Source organism: Streptococcus sanguinis SK1 = NCTC 7863 (assembly GCF_000194945.1).
GTDB lineage: Bacteria > Bacillota > Bacilli > Lactobacillales > Streptococcaceae > Streptococcus > Streptococcus sanguinis.
In genome coordinates this window covers 1147966-1166215 of sequence record NZ_GL878507.1, presented here as the reverse complement: position 1 = coordinate 1166215, position 18250 = coordinate 1147966, and the positions used below count along the sequence as shown (strand labels likewise).

Annotated in this window: 22 protein-coding genes and 1 other annotated feature; of the genes, 20 read left to right on the top strand and 2 right to left on the bottom strand. The window is 44.5% G+C overall.

Annotated elements, in window-relative coordinates; translation table 11 throughout:
- Positions 1-67: 67 nt before the first annotated feature.
- The 14 genes from rsmD (at position 68) to trpA (ending at position 12714) form a co-directional block, all read left to right on the top strand.
- A complete protein-coding gene (rsmD, locus tag HMPREF9378_RS05395; RefSeq protein ID WP_002900954.1) occupies positions 68-616 on the top strand; it encodes a 16S rRNA (guanine(966)-N(2))-methyltransferase RsmD in 549 nt (182 codons plus the stop codon).
- Entirely contained in the window at positions 606-1100 is a 495-nt protein-coding gene (gene coaD, locus HMPREF9378_RS05400; RefSeq protein ID WP_002900953.1) for a pantetheine-phosphate adenylyltransferase, read from the top strand. The genes rsmD and coaD overlap by 11 nt, the downstream gene beginning before the upstream one ends.
- Positions 1087-2130: a SepM family pheromone-processing serine protease gene (locus tag HMPREF9378_RS05405; RefSeq protein ID WP_002900951.1), complete on the top strand. Its 1044-nt coding sequence runs from the start codon at positions 1087-1089 to the stop codon at positions 2128-2130. The genes coaD and HMPREF9378_RS05405 overlap by 14 nt, the downstream gene beginning before the upstream one ends.
- 181 nt (positions 2131-2311) lie before the next feature.
- Entirely contained in the window at positions 2312-2893 is a 582-nt protein-coding gene (locus HMPREF9378_RS05410; protein WP_002900949.1) for a YutD family protein, read from the top strand.
- Positions 2890-3978, top strand: coding sequence for a dual-specificity RNA methyltransferase RlmN (gene rlmN / locus HMPREF9378_RS05415; RefSeq protein ID WP_002898061.1), 1089 nt, complete (start codon positions 2890-2892; stop codon positions 3976-3978). Before HMPREF9378_RS05410 ends, rlmN begins: the two co-directional genes overlap by 4 nt.
- Positions 3965-4504 carry a VanZ family protein gene (locus HMPREF9378_RS05420; protein WP_002913817.1) on the top strand — a complete coding sequence of 180 codons (540 nt, stop codon included), beginning with the start codon at positions 3965-3967 and terminating at the stop codon, positions 4502-4504. Before rlmN ends, HMPREF9378_RS05420 begins: the two co-directional genes overlap by 14 nt.
- Positions 4505-4579: 75 nt before the next feature.
- Positions 4580-4809, top strand: a binding site (T-box leader).
- A gap of 62 nt (positions 4810-4871) precedes the next feature.
- Positions 4872-6053 (top strand): tryptophan synthase subunit beta, encoded by a 1182-nt coding sequence (gene trpB / locus HMPREF9378_RS05425; RefSeq protein WP_002913816.1) that lies wholly within the window; start codon positions 4872-4874, stop codon positions 6051-6053.
- Between the two features lie 404 nt (positions 6054-6457).
- Positions 6458-7816, top strand: coding sequence for an anthranilate synthase component I (trpE, locus tag HMPREF9378_RS05430; RefSeq protein WP_002913815.1), 1359 nt, complete (start codon positions 6458-6460; stop codon positions 7814-7816).
- Positions 7813-8376, top strand: coding sequence for an aminodeoxychorismate/anthranilate synthase component II (locus HMPREF9378_RS05435; RefSeq protein WP_002913814.1), 564 nt, complete (start codon positions 7813-7815; stop codon positions 8374-8376). Before trpE ends, HMPREF9378_RS05435 begins: the two co-directional genes overlap by 4 nt.
- A gap of 10 nt (positions 8377-8386) precedes the next feature.
- A complete protein-coding gene (trpD, locus tag HMPREF9378_RS05440) occupies positions 8387-9391 on the top strand; it encodes an anthranilate phosphoribosyltransferase (protein WP_002913813.1) in 1005 nt (334 codons plus the stop codon).
- On the top strand, positions 9388-10155 hold the full coding sequence (trpC, locus tag HMPREF9378_RS05445) for an indole-3-glycerol phosphate synthase TrpC (RefSeq protein WP_002913811.1): 768 nt from the start codon (positions 9388-9390) through the stop codon (positions 10153-10155). Before trpD ends, trpC begins: the two co-directional genes overlap by 4 nt.
- The gene (locus tag HMPREF9378_RS05450; protein WP_002913809.1) at positions 10142-10729 is read left to right on the top strand and encodes a phosphoribosylanthranilate isomerase; all 588 of its coding nucleotides are present in this window, start codon (positions 10142-10144) and stop codon (positions 10727-10729) included. The genes trpC and HMPREF9378_RS05450 overlap by 14 nt, the downstream gene beginning before the upstream one ends.
- Positions 10719-11942: a tryptophan synthase subunit beta gene (gene trpB / locus HMPREF9378_RS05455; RefSeq protein ID WP_002900933.1), complete on the top strand. Its 1224-nt coding sequence runs from the start codon at positions 10719-10721 to the stop codon at positions 11940-11942. Before HMPREF9378_RS05450 ends, trpB (HMPREF9378_RS05455) begins: the two co-directional genes overlap by 11 nt.
- Positions 11935-12714, top strand: coding sequence for a tryptophan synthase subunit alpha (gene trpA / locus HMPREF9378_RS05460; protein ID WP_002900932.1), 780 nt, complete (start codon positions 11935-11937; stop codon positions 12712-12714). Before trpB (HMPREF9378_RS05455) ends, trpA begins: the two co-directional genes overlap by 8 nt.
- Here trpA and HMPREF9378_RS05465 read toward each other — a convergent pair.
- A complete protein-coding gene (locus HMPREF9378_RS05465) occupies positions 12683-13345 on the bottom strand; it encodes a prepilin peptidase (RefSeq protein ID WP_002900931.1) in 663 nt (220 codons plus the stop codon). The genes trpA and HMPREF9378_RS05465 overlap by 32 nt on opposite strands.
- Before the next feature lie 166 nt (positions 13346-13511).
- On the opposite strand from HMPREF9378_RS05465, the gene HMPREF9378_RS05470 reads away from it, so the two are divergent.
- The 4 genes from HMPREF9378_RS05470 to HMPREF9378_RS05485 all read left to right on the top strand — a co-directional run bounded on the left by HMPREF9378_RS05470 (position 13512) and on the right by HMPREF9378_RS05485 (position 15048).
- Entirely contained in the window at positions 13512-14027 is a 516-nt protein-coding gene (locus tag HMPREF9378_RS05470) for a Dps family protein (RefSeq protein ID WP_002900930.1), read from the top strand.
- A 91-nt stretch (positions 14028-14118) separates the two neighbouring features.
- Entirely contained in the window at positions 14119-14337 is a 219-nt protein-coding gene (locus HMPREF9378_RS05475; protein WP_002898045.1) for a YqgQ family protein, read from the top strand.
- 1 nt (position 14338) lies between these two features.
- A complete protein-coding gene (locus tag HMPREF9378_RS05480; protein WP_002900929.1) occupies positions 14339-14719 on the top strand; it encodes a rhodanese-like domain-containing protein in 381 nt (126 codons plus the stop codon).
- A gap of 89 nt (positions 14720-14808) precedes the next feature.
- Positions 14809-15048: a DUF4190 domain-containing protein gene (locus tag HMPREF9378_RS05485; RefSeq protein ID WP_002896181.1), complete on the top strand. Its 240-nt coding sequence runs from the start codon at positions 14809-14811 to the stop codon at positions 15046-15048.
- 32 nt (positions 15049-15080) lie between these two features.
- Here the strand turns inward: HMPREF9378_RS05485 and HMPREF9378_RS05490 are convergent, their stop codons facing one another.
- Positions 15081-15806 carry a pseudouridine synthase gene (locus HMPREF9378_RS05490; protein ID WP_002900928.1) on the bottom strand — a complete coding sequence of 242 codons (726 nt, stop codon included), beginning with the start codon at positions 15804-15806 and terminating at the stop codon, positions 15081-15083.
- 180 nt (positions 15807-15986) lie between these two features.
- Here HMPREF9378_RS05490 and typA point away from each other — a divergent pair, with 180 nt between their 5' ends.
- Both typA and HMPREF9378_RS05500 read left to right on the top strand, forming a co-directional pair.
- Positions 15987-17834: a translational GTPase TypA gene (gene typA / locus HMPREF9378_RS05495; protein ID WP_002932699.1), complete on the top strand. Its 1848-nt coding sequence runs from the start codon at positions 15987-15989 to the stop codon at positions 17832-17834.
- Between the two features lie 23 nt (positions 17835-17857).
- Positions 17858-18127 carry a DUF3165 family protein gene (locus tag HMPREF9378_RS05500; protein WP_002898040.1) on the top strand — a complete coding sequence of 90 codons (270 nt, stop codon included), beginning with the start codon at positions 17858-17860 and terminating at the stop codon, positions 18125-18127.
- Positions 18128-18250 lie beyond the last annotated feature (123 nt).

Genomic DNA, 18250 nt, shown 5'->3' with positions numbered 1-18250 from the left:
TGGGGCACTTCTGTTTTTTGTCTGTCAAGTTTTCAAAAAATTGGCCTCTTGTGCGATGTGTGTTATAATGTTTTTTATGAGAGTTGTTGCAGGTAAATACGGGGGTAGGCCCCTCAAGACTTTGGACGGCAAGACGACTAGACCTACGACCGATAAGGTCAAGGGGGCAATTTTTAATATGATTGGTCCCTATTTTGACGGCGGTCGGGTGCTGGATCTTTATGCTGGGAGCGGGAGTTTGGCCATTGAAGCTATTTCGCGAGGTATGGAGGCAGCTGTCTTAGTCGAGAAGGATCGTAGAGCTCAGGCTATTATTTCAGAGAACATTCAGATGACCAAGGAGCCGGAACGTTTTGACTTGCTCAAGATGGAGTCTGGCCGAGCCTTGGAAATGTTGACAGGGTCTTTTGACTTGGTTCTCTTGGACCCGCCTTATGCCAAGGAGCAGATTGTGGAGGACCTTGAGAAGCTAGAGGAGCGCCAGCTCTTGGGTCAAGATGTCCTGGTAGTCTGTGAGACAGACAAGGAAGTGGAATTGCCGGAAGAAATTGCAGGGCTAGGCATTTGGAAGCAGAAGATATATGGAATTTCAAAGGTAACGGTGTATGTCAGATAAGATAGGATTATTTACAGGATCTTTTGACCCAATCACTAAGGGACATGTAGATCTGATCGAGCGGGCCAGTAGGCTCTTTGATAAACTCTATGTAGGAATTTTCTATAATCGGGAAAAGTATGGATTTTTCAGGATTGAAGCTCGAGAACGCATGGTCAAAGAAGCTCTGCAGCATTTGGATAATGTCGAGGTAATCACTTCTCAGAATGAGCTAGCAGTGACAGTGGCCAGAAGACTAGGAGCCAAGGCCTTTGTACGCGGTCTCCGCAATAGTCAAGACCTAGACTATGAAGCCAATATGAACTTTTTCAATCAGGAATTGGCGGGAGAAATAGAAACGATTTTCTTACTCAGCAAGCCGGTCTATCAGTATATCAGTTCATCACGTATTCGTGAGCTGATTGCTTTTCAGCAGGATATCGCGGCCTATGTGCCCCAAAGTGTAATCAAAGAATTAGAAAGAATCAACGATGAAAAGAATTAAGAAGTATCTATGGCCGACGTTCATTGGCGTCACTATCGCCTTTTGTATAGCAGCTTTTTGGGTTCGTCTGCCTTATTATATAGAAGTTCCTGGTGGTGCCGAGGATGTTCGGCAGGTCTTGCTGGTTGATAATAAGGCTGACAAGGAAGCGGGTTCCTACAACTTTGTGACGGTCGGAGTAGAGCAGGCAACCTTTGCTCATCTGGTCTATGCTTGGCTGACCCCTTTTACAGATATTTATTCTGCTAAGGATATGACGGGGGGCTCCACAGACGATGAGTTTAATCGGATCAACCAATTTTACATGGAAACATCGCAAAATATGGCTAAATATCAGGGGTTGACGACAGCTGGTAAAGAAATTAAAATGGACTATCTGGGAGTTTATGTCTTGCAGGTGGCTGATAACTCAACCTTCAAGGGAGTTCTCAATATTGCTGATACGGTAACTGGTGTCAATGATAAGACATTTGAAAGCTCTGAGGAGCTGGTTAAGTATGTCAACTCGCAGAAGCTTGGGGATAAAATCAAGGTGACTTTCCAAGAAGATGGTCAGGAGAAATCGGCAACTGGTAAGGTTATCAAGTTGGAGAACGGTAAGAACGGGATTGGGATTAGTCTGATAGACCGGACGGAAGTCAGCAGTAATATTCCGATTACATTTTCAACTGAGGGTATCGGCGGTCCTAGTGCTGGTCTCATGTTCAGCCTCGCCATTTATACCCAGTTGGCTGATCCGACCCTTCGTGATGGCCGCGATATTGCAGGGACCGGAAGCATCAGTCGGGAAGGTGAAGTTGGCGAAATCGGCGGAATTGATAAGAAAGTTGTTTCAGCGGCCCAAAGCGGAGCAGATATCTTCTTTGCACCGAACAATGAACTGACAGAGGAAGAGAAGAAGCTTTCTCCTAATGGGAAAAACAACTACCAAACGGCTCTGGAGACAGCCAAGAAGATTAAAACGGATATGAAAATTGTTCCAGTTAAAACACTGCAGGACGCCATTGATTATCTGAAAAAGAATAAGTAAGATCTTAGCTTTTGCTAAGATTTTTCTTGTGAGGTAGACAAAGTTATCTAGCCTTCTTTACTTTAAATCGTCTGACTTTTTTCAGAAAGATATTTTTGATGAAAAGTCCGCGAAATACTGGCTGATTTATGATAAAATAAAGTGTTGTAGATAAACTATCCAAGAACGTTAAAGGAAGAGTATGCGTAAAGATATTTCACCTGAATTGTATAATTATAATAAATTCCCAGGACCAGAGTTTAAACAGATTGACAGCAAGATTGTTGCAGAAAAATTCGAGTTTGAATTGATTGAGAACTATAAGGAAGGCTTTGACTTGACGGCCTTTCATCAGCGCTTTTCAGAAATTCTCACTAAGTTTGACTATATTGTTGGCGACTGGGGCAATGAGCAGCTGCGCCTGCGTGGTTTTTACAAGGACGAGCGGGCTAATGAAAGCGATGAGAAAATAAGCCGCTTAGAAGACTATTTGCTAGAGTACTGCAGCTATGGCTGTGCCTATTTTGTCTTGGAAAATCCAAATCCCCAGCGCGCTTCCTTTGATAAGAAATCGCATGGCAAGAAAGAGGCAGAAGGTCGGTCAAAACGTTCTCGCAATAGCCGTTCGGGCGGCAACCGCAATCGCAGAAGTGACCGAGACCGAGACAGTCGTTCTAAAAGGGACAATAAGCGCTCTCGCAACAATTCCCAGCAAGATAGGCAGAAAAAGCAAAAAGACAGCAATCGCCATTTTGTGATTCGCCAGAATAAAGGAGAAAAATGAAACCATCTATTTATAGCTTAACGCGTCAGGAAATGATTGAATGGGCGGAAGCTCAGGGAGAAAAGAAATTTCGTGCCTCCCAGATTTGGGAGTGGCTCTACCGCAAGCGGGTCCAGTCTTTTGAAGAGATGACCAATCTATCTAAAGATTTGATTGCCAAGCTAAATGATCAGTTTGTCGTCAATCCGCTTAAACAGCGCATTGTTCAAGAGTCTGCTGACGGTACGGTCAAGTACCTCTTTGAGCTGCCGGATGGTATGCTGATTGAGACGGTGCTCATGCGCCAGCACTATGGACTTTCAGTCTGTGTGACTACCCAAGTTGGCTGCAATATCGGCTGCACCTTCTGTGCCTCCGGCTTGATTAAAAAGCAACGCGACCTCAATAACGGTGAGATTGTAGCTCAGATTATGCTGGTTCAGAAGTATTTTGACGAGCGTGGTCAGGATGAGCGGGTCAGCCATATCGTGGTTATGGGAATCGGCGAGCCTTTTGACAACTATGACAACGTGCTCAAGTTTGTCCGGACGGTCAATGATGATAAAGGTTTGGCTATCGGTGCCCGCCATATCACGGTTTCGACATCAGGTCTGGCTCATAAGATTCGTGACTTTGCCAATGAAGGTGTGCAGGTCAATCTAGCTGTATCCCTCCATGCCCCAAATAATGATCTGCGGACCAGCATCATGCGGATTAACCGGTCCTTCCCTATTGAAAAGCTTTTTGCAGCTATTGAATACTATATTGAGACGACGAACCGCCGTGTGACCTTTGAGTACATCATGCTCAATGAAGTCAATGACGGGGTAGAGCAGGCCAAGGAACTGGCTGAGCTGCTCAAGAACATTAAGAAGCTATCTTATGTCAATCTTATTCCTTATAACCCCGTTAGCGAGCACGACCAATACAGCCGCAGTCCTAAAGAGCGCGTGATGGCTTTCTATGATACCCTCAAGAAAAACGGAGTCAACTGCGTGGTTCGTCAGGAACATGGAACGGATATTGATGCAGCCTGCGGCCAGCTGCGTTCTAATACTATGAAGCGTGATCGCGAGAAAGCATTGGTAGAAAATGTTCAGCCTTAAGAACTATCTGACTTCAGCCGGTGAGCTGACAGCTAAGGGGCGAAAATTGCTGGTAGGAGGAAGCTGGCTCTACTTCTTGATGCTTTGCGTTCTTTGCTTTATTCCTCAGGTTCCAGAGCCAGGAATGGAAACGCCGGGAATCCAGTACTTTGGCCGAATAGTGGTTTTGTTAATCCCTTTTAATTCCTTTGTTAACATTGGCGAGGTTACTTCTTGGATCCAGCTAGTCAAGGTCTTTATCCAAAATCTAGCCAATATCTTTCTGCTATCACCCTTAATCTTTCAATTGCTTTACCTCTTTCCAAAATTGCGGAAGACCAAGAAGGTTGTATGGCTGAGCTTTGGAATGAGTCTGTCTATCGAAGCGACTCAGATTCTGCTGGACCTTCTTATCAACGCCAATCGAGTCTTTGAGATTGATGATCTCTGGACCAATACTTTGGGTGGTTATCTGGCTTGGCGGGCTTTTCAGCTTGGTCAAAAAATCTGGAAAAATAATCAAGACGACGCTTTCAAAAGAAAGTAGCCAGAGAAAGGTTCGGATTTAGGAGAAAAAATTTAATTTTTTCTTGACAAGAAAAAGGGAAAGGCCTATAATAAAATAAATCATCAGAAAAGTAATAATTTTTTCTGCTTTCAGGGAGCCTGTGGTTGGTGGAAACAGGCAGTGGAAGATTATGAAGTGGGCTGATGCAAAAAATGAATTTGAAGCAATAAAAATTCGGTGAGCACACCTTACAGTGCAGCTTGTTGTTAGACAAGACAGAGATATGGAGGCAGTCTATACTTTGCTCCATAATTGAGGTGGCACCGCGATTTTACGCCCTCACACAGAGTTTTTTCTGTGTGTGGGCTTTTGTTTTGCTTGAAAATAAAGAAATGAGGCAATCAAGATGACAGAAACTAAAGGATATTTTGGACAATTCGGCGGCTCCTTTGTACCGGAGCCTATCCAGGCCTTGCTGGATGAATTGGAAGCGACTTTTGAGAAGTATAAGGATGATCCAGAATTTTTAAATGAATACCGGCATTATTTGGCGGATTATTCAGGTCGGGAGACTCCGCTCTACTATGCAGAAAGTCTGACCCAGCACCTGGGCGGAGCGAAGATTTATCTGAAGCGGGAAGATCTCAATCATCTGGGCTCTCACAAGCTCAATAATGTTTTGGGGCAGATTCTTCTAGCTAAGCGAATGGGCAAGACCCGAGTCATCGCTGAAACTGGAGCTGGTCAGCATGGTGTGGCAACTGCGGCAGCCGCAGCTAAGTTTGGTATGAAGTGTGATGTCTACATGGGGGCAGAGGATGTAGAGCGCCAGCGCCTCAATGTCTTCCGCATGGAAATGATGGGAGCGACTGTTCACGCTGTGGAAACAGGAACCAAAACCCTCAAGGACGCTGTGGATGCAGCCTTTGGAGCTTGGATGAATGATTTGGAAGCCTTCTATGTTTTGGGATCTGCTGTCGGTCCTCACCCTTATCCGACGATTGTCCATGAGTTCCAAAAGGTGATCAGTGAAGAATCTCGCCGTCAGATTTTGGACAAGGAAGGTCGCTTGCCGCACTATGTCATTGCCTGCGTAGGTGGCGGCTCCAATGCTATCGGCGCCTTCTCCCAATATGTGGCGGATGAAGAAGTCAAGTTAGTGGGAGTTGAAGCAGCCGGGCGTGGACTTGATACAGACCAGCATGCGGCGACCATGACTAAGGGAAGTGTCGGAGTAGTGGACGGCATGAAGACCTACGCTGTCTTTGCTGAAGATGGTCAGATAGCACCGGTTTACTCCATTTCGGCAGGCTTGGACTATCCTGGAGTTGGTCCTGAACATGCTTTCTTTAAAGATTCTGGTCGAGTAGAATACGTGGCAGCGACAGATGATGAAGCTGTGGATGCCTTGCTTCTCTTGACACAAAAGGAAGGAATTTTGCCGGCAATTGAAAGCTCTCATGCCATTGCTGAAGCCATCAAGCGAGCTCCGCAACTGTCATCTGACCAAATCATCATTATCAATGTATCTGGTCGTGGTGATAAGGATGTGGCAGCTATTGCCGACTATCTAGAAAAACGAAAATAAAATACCCAGCAGAAGAGTAGTAACATCCCTCCTTTCAGAGAGTCTGTGGTTGCTGAGAACAGGCAGGAGAAGTTATGAAATGGGCTGTTGGAGTCAAAAATTTGTCATTTAGTTGATCTTTTATTACTTTGTTAGCATGCTTTGTTGTAAACCAGTATGCTGCCTTCTACTAAAAGGAAGCTAAATGACTGTAAATAAGTAAATGAGATGTGGAGCCTGAAAACTCCATAACTGAGGTGGCACCGCGATGATACGCCCTCACAGGATGAACTGTGCGGGCGTTTTTCTGTAGTTCTGGAGCAAGTTATGACAGTAGACAGGTGCTATCTGTTCTTGTGGAATGCGGTCATAGCTAGCAGTTTGTTCCTCCTTAAACGCTTCTGATTTAAATAGAAAGAAAAATTATGCAAAAGATTTTACCAGCTGATATTTTATCGCCGATTCTAGCTTATATGCGGATTCAGGGCGACCACAAGGTGATTTTGGAAAGTATTCCGAGAGATAGTGAGACGGCTCGCTTTTCTATCCTAGCTTATAATCCAGTCTTTGAAGTTCGCTATGAAAATGGCCAGTTAACAAAGAACGGACAAGTAATTGAGGCAGATCCATTGGACTATCTGCATGAGTTAACAGTAAAGAAAGATTATCATTCAGACCTGCCTTTTGGAGGCGGAGCCATCGGTTTTGTCGGTTACGATATGATTTCCCTCTATGAGGAGATTGGCCAGATTCCAGCTGATGTGATTGGAACGCCGGATATGCACTTTTTCGTTTATGAGAGTTACATGGTTTTTGACCATAAAAAAGACAAGGTCTATATCATTGAGGAGGCGCTCTACAGTGATAGAAGCGAAGCTGATTTGGCTGCTAATCTGGAGCTTATCATGACTGAGCTGGCGCAGCCAGCAGCAGATGAATTTTCACCACTGGAACTGTCCAGTTTGAACTTCCAGAGCCATATCGAGCAGACGGCTTTTGAAAAAATGGTGGAAGATGCGCGCAGCTTGATTCGGCAGGGAGATATGTTCCAATGTGTGCTTAGTCAGCGCTTTTCAGCAGAGTATTCTGGTAGGCCGCTGGATTACTATCGCAATCTGCGCGTGACCAATCCTTCCAATTATCTCTATTTTTATGACTTCGGGGATTATCAGATCATCGGAGCCAGCCCAGAAAGTCTGGTGTCTGTCAAGCAGGGGCAGGTTACGACCAATCCTATCGCTGGAACCAGACCGCGCGGGAAGGATGAGAGAGAGGATAAGTCCTTGGCGAAGGAGTTGCTGGCTGACGAGAAGGAAGTGGCGGAACACCGCATGTTAGTTGATTTGGGGCGTAATGATATTGGTAAAATTGCCCAGAATAACAGCGTGGAAGTCACTAAGTACATGGAAGTGGAGTATTTCCGCTATGTCATGCACCTGACCAGTGTAGTTCGTGGTCAGCTTCTGCCTCAACTGACAGCCATGGATGCGCTCAAGTCCACCCTGCCGGCTGGCACCGTCTCGGGCGCGCCTAAGATTCGAGCTATGAAACGCATTTATGAGCTGGAGCAGGAAAAACGTGGCGTTTATGCGGGGGCTATCGGCTATCTATCTGCGACAGGGGATATGGATGTTGCCATTGCTATCCGGACTATGATTTTGAAAAATGGCAGAGCTTACGTTCAAGCTGGAGCGGGTATTGTTTATGACTCGATTCCTACTAATGAATACCAAGAAACCATCAACAAAGCCAAATCAATGACCAAGATAGGAGAGATGCAATGATTTTATTGATTGATAATTATGATTCTTTTACTTACAATCTAGCCCAGTATATCGGCAATTTTGCAAAAGTTAAGGTCTTGCGAAATGATGATGCAGGTCTTTATCAAGCGGCAGAAGAAGCTGATGCTTTGGTTCTGTCTCCAGGTCCAGGCTGGCCAGCAGATGCAGGACGGATGGAAGAACTTATCCGTGATTTTGCTGGTAAAAAGCCGATTTTGGGGATTTGCTTGGGGCATCAAGCCATTGCAGAAGTATTTGGCGGAAAGTTAGGATTGGCTCCCAAAGTCATGCACGGCAAGCAAAGTATTCTGCGCTTTGAGGGAAAATCTCCTATCTATGAGGGGCTAGAGGATGAGCAGCCGGTCATGCGCTATCATTCGATTTTGATTGAGGAGATGCCAGAGGACTTTGAAGTGACGGCTCGGGCAGCTGATGATAATTCGATTATGGCTATCCAGCACAAGAGTCTGCCTATTTATGGTTTTCAGTATCATCCAGAAAGTATTGGCACGCCGGACGGCTTGTTGTCTATCAAGAATTTCATCGATTTAGTAAAATAAAGGAGCGTGTATGAAAGAGATTATTGCAAAACTAGCTGATTTTAAGGATTTAAGCAGCGCTGAGATGACAGATGTGATTGAGCGTATTGTCACCGGACGGGTGACAGAGTCTCAAATTGTAGCTTTCTTGCTGGGGCTCAAGATGAAGGGGGAGACAATTGAGGAACGAACTGCTTTGGCGCAGGTAATGCGAGGCCACGCTAAGCAGATTCCGACCACTATTCGCACTGCCATGGACAATTGCGGTACGGGCGGGGATAAGTCTTTCAGCTTCAATATTTCAACTACGGCAGCTTTTGTACTAGCAGGTGGCGGGATTAAGATTGCTAAACATGGCAATCGATCTATTTCTTCTAAGTCAGGCTCAGCTGATGTCTTAGAAGCTCTGGGGATCAATCTAGACTTGGACGCTGCTAGCTTGGGCAAGATTTTTGAGCAAACAGGCATCGTCTTTCTCTTTGCAAAGAATATGCATCCAGCTATGAAATACATTATGCCAGCCCGCCTTAGCCTAGGTATTCCCACTATCATGAACCTAACTGGTCCGCTCATCCATCCCATGAGTCTAGAAACCCAGCTTTTGGGGACCAGCCGGCCGGATATGCTAGAGAGCACGGCAGAGGTTTTGAAAAATATGGGCCGCAAGCGTGCAGTAGTCGTGTCGGGTCCAGATGGTCTGGACGAGGCCGGTCTTCATGGCCGTACCCAGTATGCTCTGCTGGAAAATGGGCAAATCAGCCAGCACAGCTTTCTGCCGTCAGATATTGGCATGGAAGAAATAGCTCTTGAAGCGATTCGTGGAGGCAATGCCAAGGAAAATGCAGAAATTCTGCTATCTGTCCTGCAAAATCAAGCCAGCCCCTATCTAGAAACGACAGTTCTGAATGCGGGAATGGGTTTCTACGCTAATGGAAAATCAGATAGCATAGAAGAAGGAATAGCTTTGGCCCGCCAAGTGATCGCTAGTAGCGCAGCCTATGAAAAACTCAAGCAACTACAGGAGTATCAAAAATGAGCAAAGAATTTCTCCCGACCATTCTAAAGCAAAAAGAGCAGGAAGTGGCGGCTATGTCTTATGAAGAGCTGCAACCTCTACGCTCGACCTATTCCCTCTATGAATATCTCAAAAGTCATCTTCAAGAGCTGCAGCTGATTGCTGAGGTCAAAAAAGCCAGCCCCAGTCTGGGAGATATTAATCTCGGTGTGGATATTGTGGAGCAGGCTCGCACCTATGAACGATGCGGTGCAGCCATGATTTCGGTCCTGACAGATGAGATTTTCTTCAAAGGACATTTGGATTACCTGAGAGAGATTTCCAGTCAAGTGACCATTCCGACCCTCAATAAGGACTTTATCATTGATGAAAAGCAGATTGTTCGCGCTCGTAATGCCGGAGCGACAGTTATTCTTCTGATTGTGGCTGCCTTGTCTGAAAAGCGGCTGCAAGAACTTTATGATTTTGCGGCAGGTTTAGGCCTGGAAGTTCTGGTCGAAACTCATAATCTGGCGGAGCTGGAAACTGCCCATAGAATAGGAGCACAGATAATAGGTGTCAATAACCGCAATCTAGTTACTTTTGAGACTGATATCAATACAAGTCTTCAGCTATCTGCCCATTTCAAAGATGACAGGGTTTACGTGTCTGAGTCCGCTATTTTCAGCAAGGAAGATGCTGAGCTAGTAGCTCCTTATTTCCATGCGGTTTTAGTCGGAACAGCCCTGATGCAGGCTGAGAATGTAGCAGAAAAAATCAAGGAGCTGAAAATTGACAAAGGTTAAGATTTGCGGCTTATCAACGGCCAGCGCTGTGGAAACGGCATGCCAGAGTGGTGCGGATTACATTGGATTTGTCTTTGCTGAGAGCCGTCGGAGGGTCGGTTTGGAGCAAGCTCAGAAGCTATCTGCCTTGGTGCCGCCTGCTGTCCGAAAGGTGGGAGTTTTTGTCTCTCCGAGTTTGGCGGAGCTGCAGGAAACTATTTCGGTGGCAAATCTGGATTTGGTGCAGATTCATGGCGATTTTAATGAAGAGCTTCTGACTGAGATCGGCCGTCCGGTTATTCGAGCTTATCAGGTCAAGGGAGCCTTAAAAGGAGTCAGCCAACAAGCGGACTACCTGCTCTTTGATGCACCTCTTGCTGGTAGTGGCCAGACCTTTGATTGGCAATCTTTTGACAAGAATCAAATCCACCAGCCCTTCTTTATCGCCGGTGGTTTGAATGCAGGAAATGTCCGAGAAGCGATTCAGCACTTCGCTCCTTACGCAGTTGATGTCTCAAGCGGTGTTGAGACTGACGGCCAGAAGGACTTAGAAAAGATAAAAGAATTTATAGAAAGAGTGAAACATGGCATATAATCAACCCAATCAAGAAGGATTTTACGGTGAGTTTGGTGGGCGCTTTGTTCCTGAAACGCTGATGACAGCAGTTTTGGAGCTGGATAAAGCCTACCGTGAGAGTAAAAAAGACCCAGCCTTTCAGGCTGAGCTGGACGAGTTGCTGAAGCAGTATGTAGGGCGGGAGAATCCTCTCTATTTTGCTAAAAATCTGACAGCCTATGCTGGCGGTGCTAAGATTTATCTGAAGCGGGAAGACCTCAACCATACCGGTGCCCATAAAATCAATAATGCTCTAGGTCAGGTTCTATTAGCCAAGCGAATGGGCAAGAAGAAAATCATTGCCGAGACTGGCGCGGGTCAGCATGGAGTGGCCACCGCTACAGCTGCAGCCCTTTTCAACATGGACTGTACTATCTACATGGGTGAAGAAGATGTCAAGCGCCAAGCCCTTAATGTCTTTCGGATGGAACTTCTTGGAGCCAAGGTGGAGTCAGTGACCGATGGCTCTCGAGTCCTCAAGGATGCAGTCAATGCTGCCTTGCGAGCTTGGGTGGCTCAGGTGGATGATACTCACTATATTATGGGCTCAGCCTTGGGACCCCATCCTTTCCCAGAGATTGTTCGCGACTATCAGAGCGTGATTGGTCGTGAGGCCAAGCGTCAGTTTGCTGAGCAAAATGCAGGTGCCTTGCCAGATGCTTTAGTAGCCTGTGTTGGCGGTGGCTCCAATGCTATTGGGCTCTTTTATCCCTTTGTAGACGATAGCGCAGTTGCTATGTATGGAACAGAAGCAGCTGGGCGGGGCGTGGATACAGATGAACATGCTGCGACCTTAACCAAGGGACGGCCGGGTGTTTTACATGGTGCCTTGATGGATGTCCTACAGGATGAGCAAGGGCAGATTCTGGAAGCTTTCTCTATCTCTGCTGGGCTGGACTATCCAGGCATCGGTCCAGAACATTCTCATTTTAATGCTATCCAGCGCGCCACTTATGTCCCAGTCACAGATGAAGAAGCCTTGGAAGCCTTCCAGCTCCTGTCTCGTATCGAAGGGATTATCCCCGCTCTAGAGTCTAGCCACGCTATTGCTTACGCAGTTAAGCTGGCTAAGGAGTTGGGACCAGATAAATCAATGATTGTCTGCCTATCCGGCCGTGGTGACAAGGATGTCGTTCAGGTAAAGGAACGCTTGGAAAGAGAAGCGGCTCAAAAAGGAGGTGCCCATGACTAAAACACTCACTCAGCATTTAGAAGCCATCAAAAAAGCAGGTAAGGGAATTTTCCTTCCATATATCATGGCTGGCGATCATGAGAAAGGTTTAGCAGGATTAGCAGAAACTATCGCATTTTTGGAAAACTTGGGTGTGTCAGCCATTGAAATCGGTCTGCCGTTTTCAGACCCTGTTGCAGACGGGCCAGTTATTGAAGAAGCCGGTCTGAGAAGTCTGGGTCACCATACTTCCGCCAAGTCTTTAATCGCAAGCTTGCAGAAGTTGGACACTCAGCTGCCTCTCATCATCATGACCTACTTCAATCCAATTTTCCAGTACGGGCTCAAAGATTTTGTCAAGGATTTGGCTACGACGCCGGTTAAAGGATTGATTATTCCAGATTTGCCCTACGAACATAGAAATTTCATCTTGCCTTTACTGGAAGATTCAGATATCGCTCTTGTTCCTTTAGTGAGCCTGACGACTGGACTAGAACGCCAGCAGGAGCTGATCAAGGAAGCTGAAGGTTTTATCTATGCTGTAGCCATCAACGGTGTGACAGGTAAGAGCGGAAGCTACCGCGATGATTTGGACCAGCACTTGAGTAAGCTTCGTGATATTGCAGAGATTCCAGTATTGACGGGCTTTGGCGTTTCGACTTTAGAGGATGTTGACCGCTTCAATCAAGTCTCAGACGGAGTCATTGTCGGATCTAAGATTGTCAAAGCTCTTCATGAAAAGGACGCCAGTATAGCGGCCTTTATCCAAGAAGCAGCAGCTTATAAGAAATAATCACCACCACACCAAACAAAAGACAAGGTACAAATGCTAGCCTGTCTTTTTTCTTTTTAAAGCAGAAGCAGGCGAGGCCAGAGAAGCTAGCGATTTGGATAAGAAGGAGAATTTCTGTTAGATTGAAAATAGCTGAGCAGGACGCCAGAAAGAGAAAGTCTCCAGCTCCGATATGGAGATTGTAAAAGAAGGCTAGAAGTCCTAGGGTTAAAAAGAAGAACATGAGAGGATTGACACTTGTTGTCATCATCAGCGAAAGCTGAAAAAACAGCCAGACCATCAAGGGGTATTGCTGCTCTCTTTGATCGTAGATGGCTAGGATCAAGCCCATAGTGAGCAGTAGAAGTTGACTGATGGAAATCGTACCAAGCGAAGTTGCCAGAAAAAGACTGCCTAATATAAATTCAAAAAATAAATAGCGTAAGGGAATCTTGTCTCCACAGAAGCGGCAACGAAGACGGTTCATGACTTGAGAAAAAATAGGAATCAAATCACGGGGAGCCAATCTTTTCCCGCAGGCATTGCAATGGCTAGCGGGAGTGATGATAGACCGCTCTGGAAAGCGGTCTATGACCAAGCCTAGGAATGAGGCAAAGACAGTGCCAATAAGAAAAAAGTATAGATGAATCATACTTATTTATTCGTAATTTTAAACAGAAAAATTCTGAAATTTTGCAACTTTTCTAATAAAGTCTTTTTTTGAATCTTTTGTCTTGACTTTCTTATTTAGAAGCATTATAATTAAACCATAATCTAAAAAGATTAGAATCATTATAAATAAAAACGAGGTAAATACAATGACACAAGTAAAAAATGGTGCAGCAACTGACGTAGCAACTTTCAGCAATCAAAAGGCTTTGCCAAAGACTAAGGCTATTCTTAATCAAGTAGTGGCAGATCTTTATACAGCTCATATCGCTCTTCACCAAGTTCACTGGTATATGCGTGGCGCAGGCTTCATGGTTTGGCATCCAAAAATGGATGAATACATGGAAACTTTGGATACAACTTTGGATGAAGTCAGCGAACGCTTGATTACATTGGGAGGCAAGCCTTATTCTACGTTGACCGAGTTTATCCAACACAGCAAGATTGAAGAAAAAGCTGGTGAATTCAGCAAGAATGTAGAAGAAAGTCTGGCGCGTGTGATTGAGATTTTCCGTTATCTGACAAGTCTTTACCAAGAAGCTTTGGATGTAACAGACGAAGAGGGGGACGATGTAACCAATGATATCTTTGTCGGTGCCAAGGCTGACCTAGAAAAGACTATCTGGATGCTGACAGCTGAAATTGGTCAAGCACCAGGTTTATAAAAAGTTATCCATGCCAAACAGAAAGGAAACAGGCTTTCCTTTCTGTTTTTTCATCTTGAAAAGCGCTGGAAAATCTGATAAAATATAGCTCATGAAAACCCTGTATGATGTTCAGCAATTTCTTAAAAGTTTCGGAATCATTATCTATATGGGCAAGCGCCTTTACGATATTGAGATGATGAAAATTGAGCTGAAGAGGATTTACGATGCCGGTCTAATGGATAAGCTAGCTTATTTTGAGGCGGAGGCAGTCTTGCGACGAGAACATCGCTTAGAGTTAGAATATTTAGAAAAGAAAAAGGAGACTTGAGATGACAATTTGGATTTTGTGGGCGGTACTTTTGGGAATAATTGGCTGGATGGGCTTTAATTATCTGCGCCTTCGTCAGGCAGCAAAAATCGTAGATAACGGAGAATTTGAAGACCTGATTCGCCAAGGTCAGTTGGTTGATCTGCGGGATCCATCTGATTTTCACCGGAAGCATATCTTAGGCGCTCGCAATATTCCATCTCAGCAGCTGAAGGATAGTGTCGGTGCACTTCGTAAGGACAAGGCTGTTCTCCTCTATGAAAATAGTCGTGGTCAGCGCGTGACCAATGCGGCTCTGTATCTGAAAAAACAAGGATTTAAAGAAATCTATATTCTTTCTTATGGGTTGGATTCTTGGAACGGTAAGGTGAAGGCAAGTTAACATAAATCAAAAATTTGTCGCACTATATATACAAAGCCAGTTTCTTATGTTATAATAAATTAATATTAATTTTAAGGAGTTTTTAAAACATGCAAGAAAAGAAAAAATCTTCACTTGTTTTAGGTATCCTATCTATCATCTTTGGTTTTTTCATTCCATTGGTAGGTCTTATTTTGGGTATTATCGGTTTGGTGTTGGCTAATTCACATCAAAAAGAGTCTAAATTAGACTATAAAACAGAAAAAATTCTGGGTATCGTAGGGATTGTAATTTCCGTAATTGTTTGGATTCTAAATGTCATGGTACTTATGAACGGAGCAGGCTACTAACAAAAAAGCTTTATTTTTAAAGCTTTTTTGTTTTACTGACTTTTCTCCAAATATTCTTTAATAATCTCTAATTCTTCTTGGTTTAAAGGACGGCAATCACCTGTTGCTAGGTCTGGGTCTAATGTAAAATTCCCAAATTGAATCCGCTTGAGATAAATGATCTTGACACCAACTACCAGAAACATCTTTTTGATCTGGTGGAATTTCCCCTCGGAAATCCTGACGCTAGCACGGCTCAGACTGAAGCAGCTAGAGAAGATAGTGAGCTGGGCGGGCTGACAGACGGTACCGTCTAAAAAGCGAATGCCTTCTTGAAAGGCAATTTTGTCCTGAGGGGTCAAAGGTCCATTGACTTCTACATAGTAAGTTTTTTCAACGTGGTATTGAGGGTGCAGCAGCTGAAATCCCAGAGGACCATTATCGGTAATCAGAAGAAGCCCTTCGGTATCTCTATCCAGCCGTCCGATAGAGTAAAGATTTTCTTTCTCTACCTCCTTGTCCAGCAAATCCAGAACAGTCAATTTTTCAGCGTCGCGATTGGCAGTGACTGCACCTGCGGGTTTATTCAGCATGTAGTAATGGTGGGCAGGACCGCTGACCTGTTTTCCTTGAAAAGTAATCTGCTGCAGGCCGGTATCAACGTTTTGGCTGAGTTTGCAGGCGGGCTTACCATCCACTAAAATCTGTTTTTGCAAAAGGCTTTGTTTCATCTTTTTTCGGCTGATATGATTGGCAGCCAGCAGTTGGTCGAGGCGCATCTGTTTTCCTTGTTTTTTTCTAAATCATATCATAAATTTTCAGGATGGGAAATGCAAATCCTCATGCAGCTCCCATATTTTTTAATGAAAACATTTACACTTATCAAAGCCGTGTTTTTTGCCTGCGTCTGTGGTATAATTGTTCAGTTAGAAATAAAATTTAAAAATTCAGAGGAAATCATGACAAAATTAAGAGAAGATATCCGTAACATTGCGATTATCGCCCACGTTGACCACGGGAAGACAACCCTCGTTGACGAATTATTGAAACAATCAGAAACGCTTGATGCACGTACTGAATTGGCAGAGCGTGCTATGGATTCAAACGATATTGAAAAAGAGCGCGGTATTACCATCCTTGCTAAAAATACAGCCGTTGCTTACAACGGGACTCGTATCAACATCATGGATACACCAGGACACGCGGACTTTGGTGGAGAAGTTGAGCGTATCATGAAAATGGTTGACGGTGTTGTTTTGGTGGTAGATGCCTACGAAGGAACCATGCCACAAACTCGTTTCGTATTGAAAAAAGCTCTGGAACAAGACCTTGTCCCAATCGTGGTTGTCAACAAAATCGACAAACCATCAGCTCGCCCAGCAGAAGTAGTGGACGAAGTTTTGGAACTCTTTATCGAGCTTGGTGCAGATGATGATCAGCTTGATTTCCCAGTTGTTTATGCTTCAGCTATCAACGGAACTTCTTCATTGTCAGACGATCCAGCTGATCAAGAAAAAACAATGGCACCAATCTTTGATACCATTATCGACCATATCCCTGCTCCAGTGGACAACTCAGATGAGCCTTTGCAGTTCCAAGTCTCACTCTTGGACTACAATGACTTCGTTGGCCGTATCGGTATCGGCCGTGTCTTCCGTGGTACTGTTAAGGTTGGTGACCAAGTAACCCTGTCTAAATTAGACGGCACTACCAAGAACTTCCGTGTTACAAAACTATTTGGTTTCTTTGGCTTGGAGCGTCGTGAAATCAACGAAGCAAAAGCGGGTGACTTGATTGCCGTATCAGGTATGGAAGATATCTTTGTTGGTGAGACGATTACACCGACAGATGCCATTGAACCTCTTCCAATTCTTCACATCGATGAGCCAACGCTTCAAATGACCTTCTTGGTCAACAACTCACCATTTGCTGGTCGCGAAGGGAAATGGGTAACTTCTCGTAAGGTTGAAGAACGCTTGCAGGCCGAACTGCAAACAGACGTATCCCTTCGAGTTGACCCGACGGATTCACCAGATAAGTGGACTGTTTCAGGTCGTGGTGAGTTGCATTTGTCAATCCTGATCGAAACCATGCGTCGTGAGGGATATGAGCTGCAAGTATCTCGTCCAGAAGTTATCGTGAAAGAAATTGACGGTGTCAAATGTGAGCCATTTGAGCGCGTCCAAATCGATACACCTGAAGAATATCAAGGGTCTGTTATCCAAAGTCTTTCTGAACGTAAGGGCGAAATGTTGGATATGATTTCAACTGGTAATGGTCAAACTCGTTTGGTCTTCCTCGTTCCAGCGCGTGGTTTGATTGGTTACTCAACTGAGTTCTTATCCATGACTCGTGGTTATGGGATTATGAATCATACATTTGACCAATACTTGCCATTGATTCCAGGGGAAATTGGTGGCCGTCACCGTGGTGCTCTAGTATCTATCGATGCTGGCAAGGCAACGACCTACTCTATCATGTCTATCGAAGAGCGCGGAACCATCTTTGTCAATCCAGGTACTGAGGTTTACGAAGGAATGATCATCGGTGAAAACTCTCGTGAAAATGACTTAACTGTTAATATCACTAAAGCTAAGCAGATGACCAACGTTCGTTCGGCAACCAAGGATCAGACAGCAGTTATCAAGACACCACGTATCTTGACCTTGGAAGAATCGCTGGAGTTCTTGAACGATGATGAGTATATGGAAGTAACGCCAGAATCTATTCGTCTGCGTAAGCAAATTTTGAACAAACAAGAACGCGAAAAAGCCAATAAAAAGAAAAAATCAGCTGCAGCTGAATAAGCAAAAAGGAAAGGAGCAGCAAAATGGTTTATCTTATCATTGGGATTTTAATCCTCTTTTTCTACATTTTTGCTGTTCCATCCAGTATTAAAGGGACTGTTAATGCAGTGACCATGGTGCTACTGATTGTAGCCTTAATTATCTTATTTGGCTTAGGCATTTTTAAAATTTTCCAGTTGCCGGCTGAATATTTTGTAGGTTTCGGCCTATCCGTAGTGACTGTCTTGGCTTTGCGGGATATCAATCGCCTCAAGCCGCCTAAGAAATCAAAAAAGAATTTTGATGAAGAATAATAAATGAGCAAGAACTTAGAAAGCTAGATAGACTTTTTGAGATCTTGCTTTTTTGTTGATCTATATTTTTACAAAAATAATAGGTTTATGTTACAAAATATTTCAAATAGATGAAAACATATC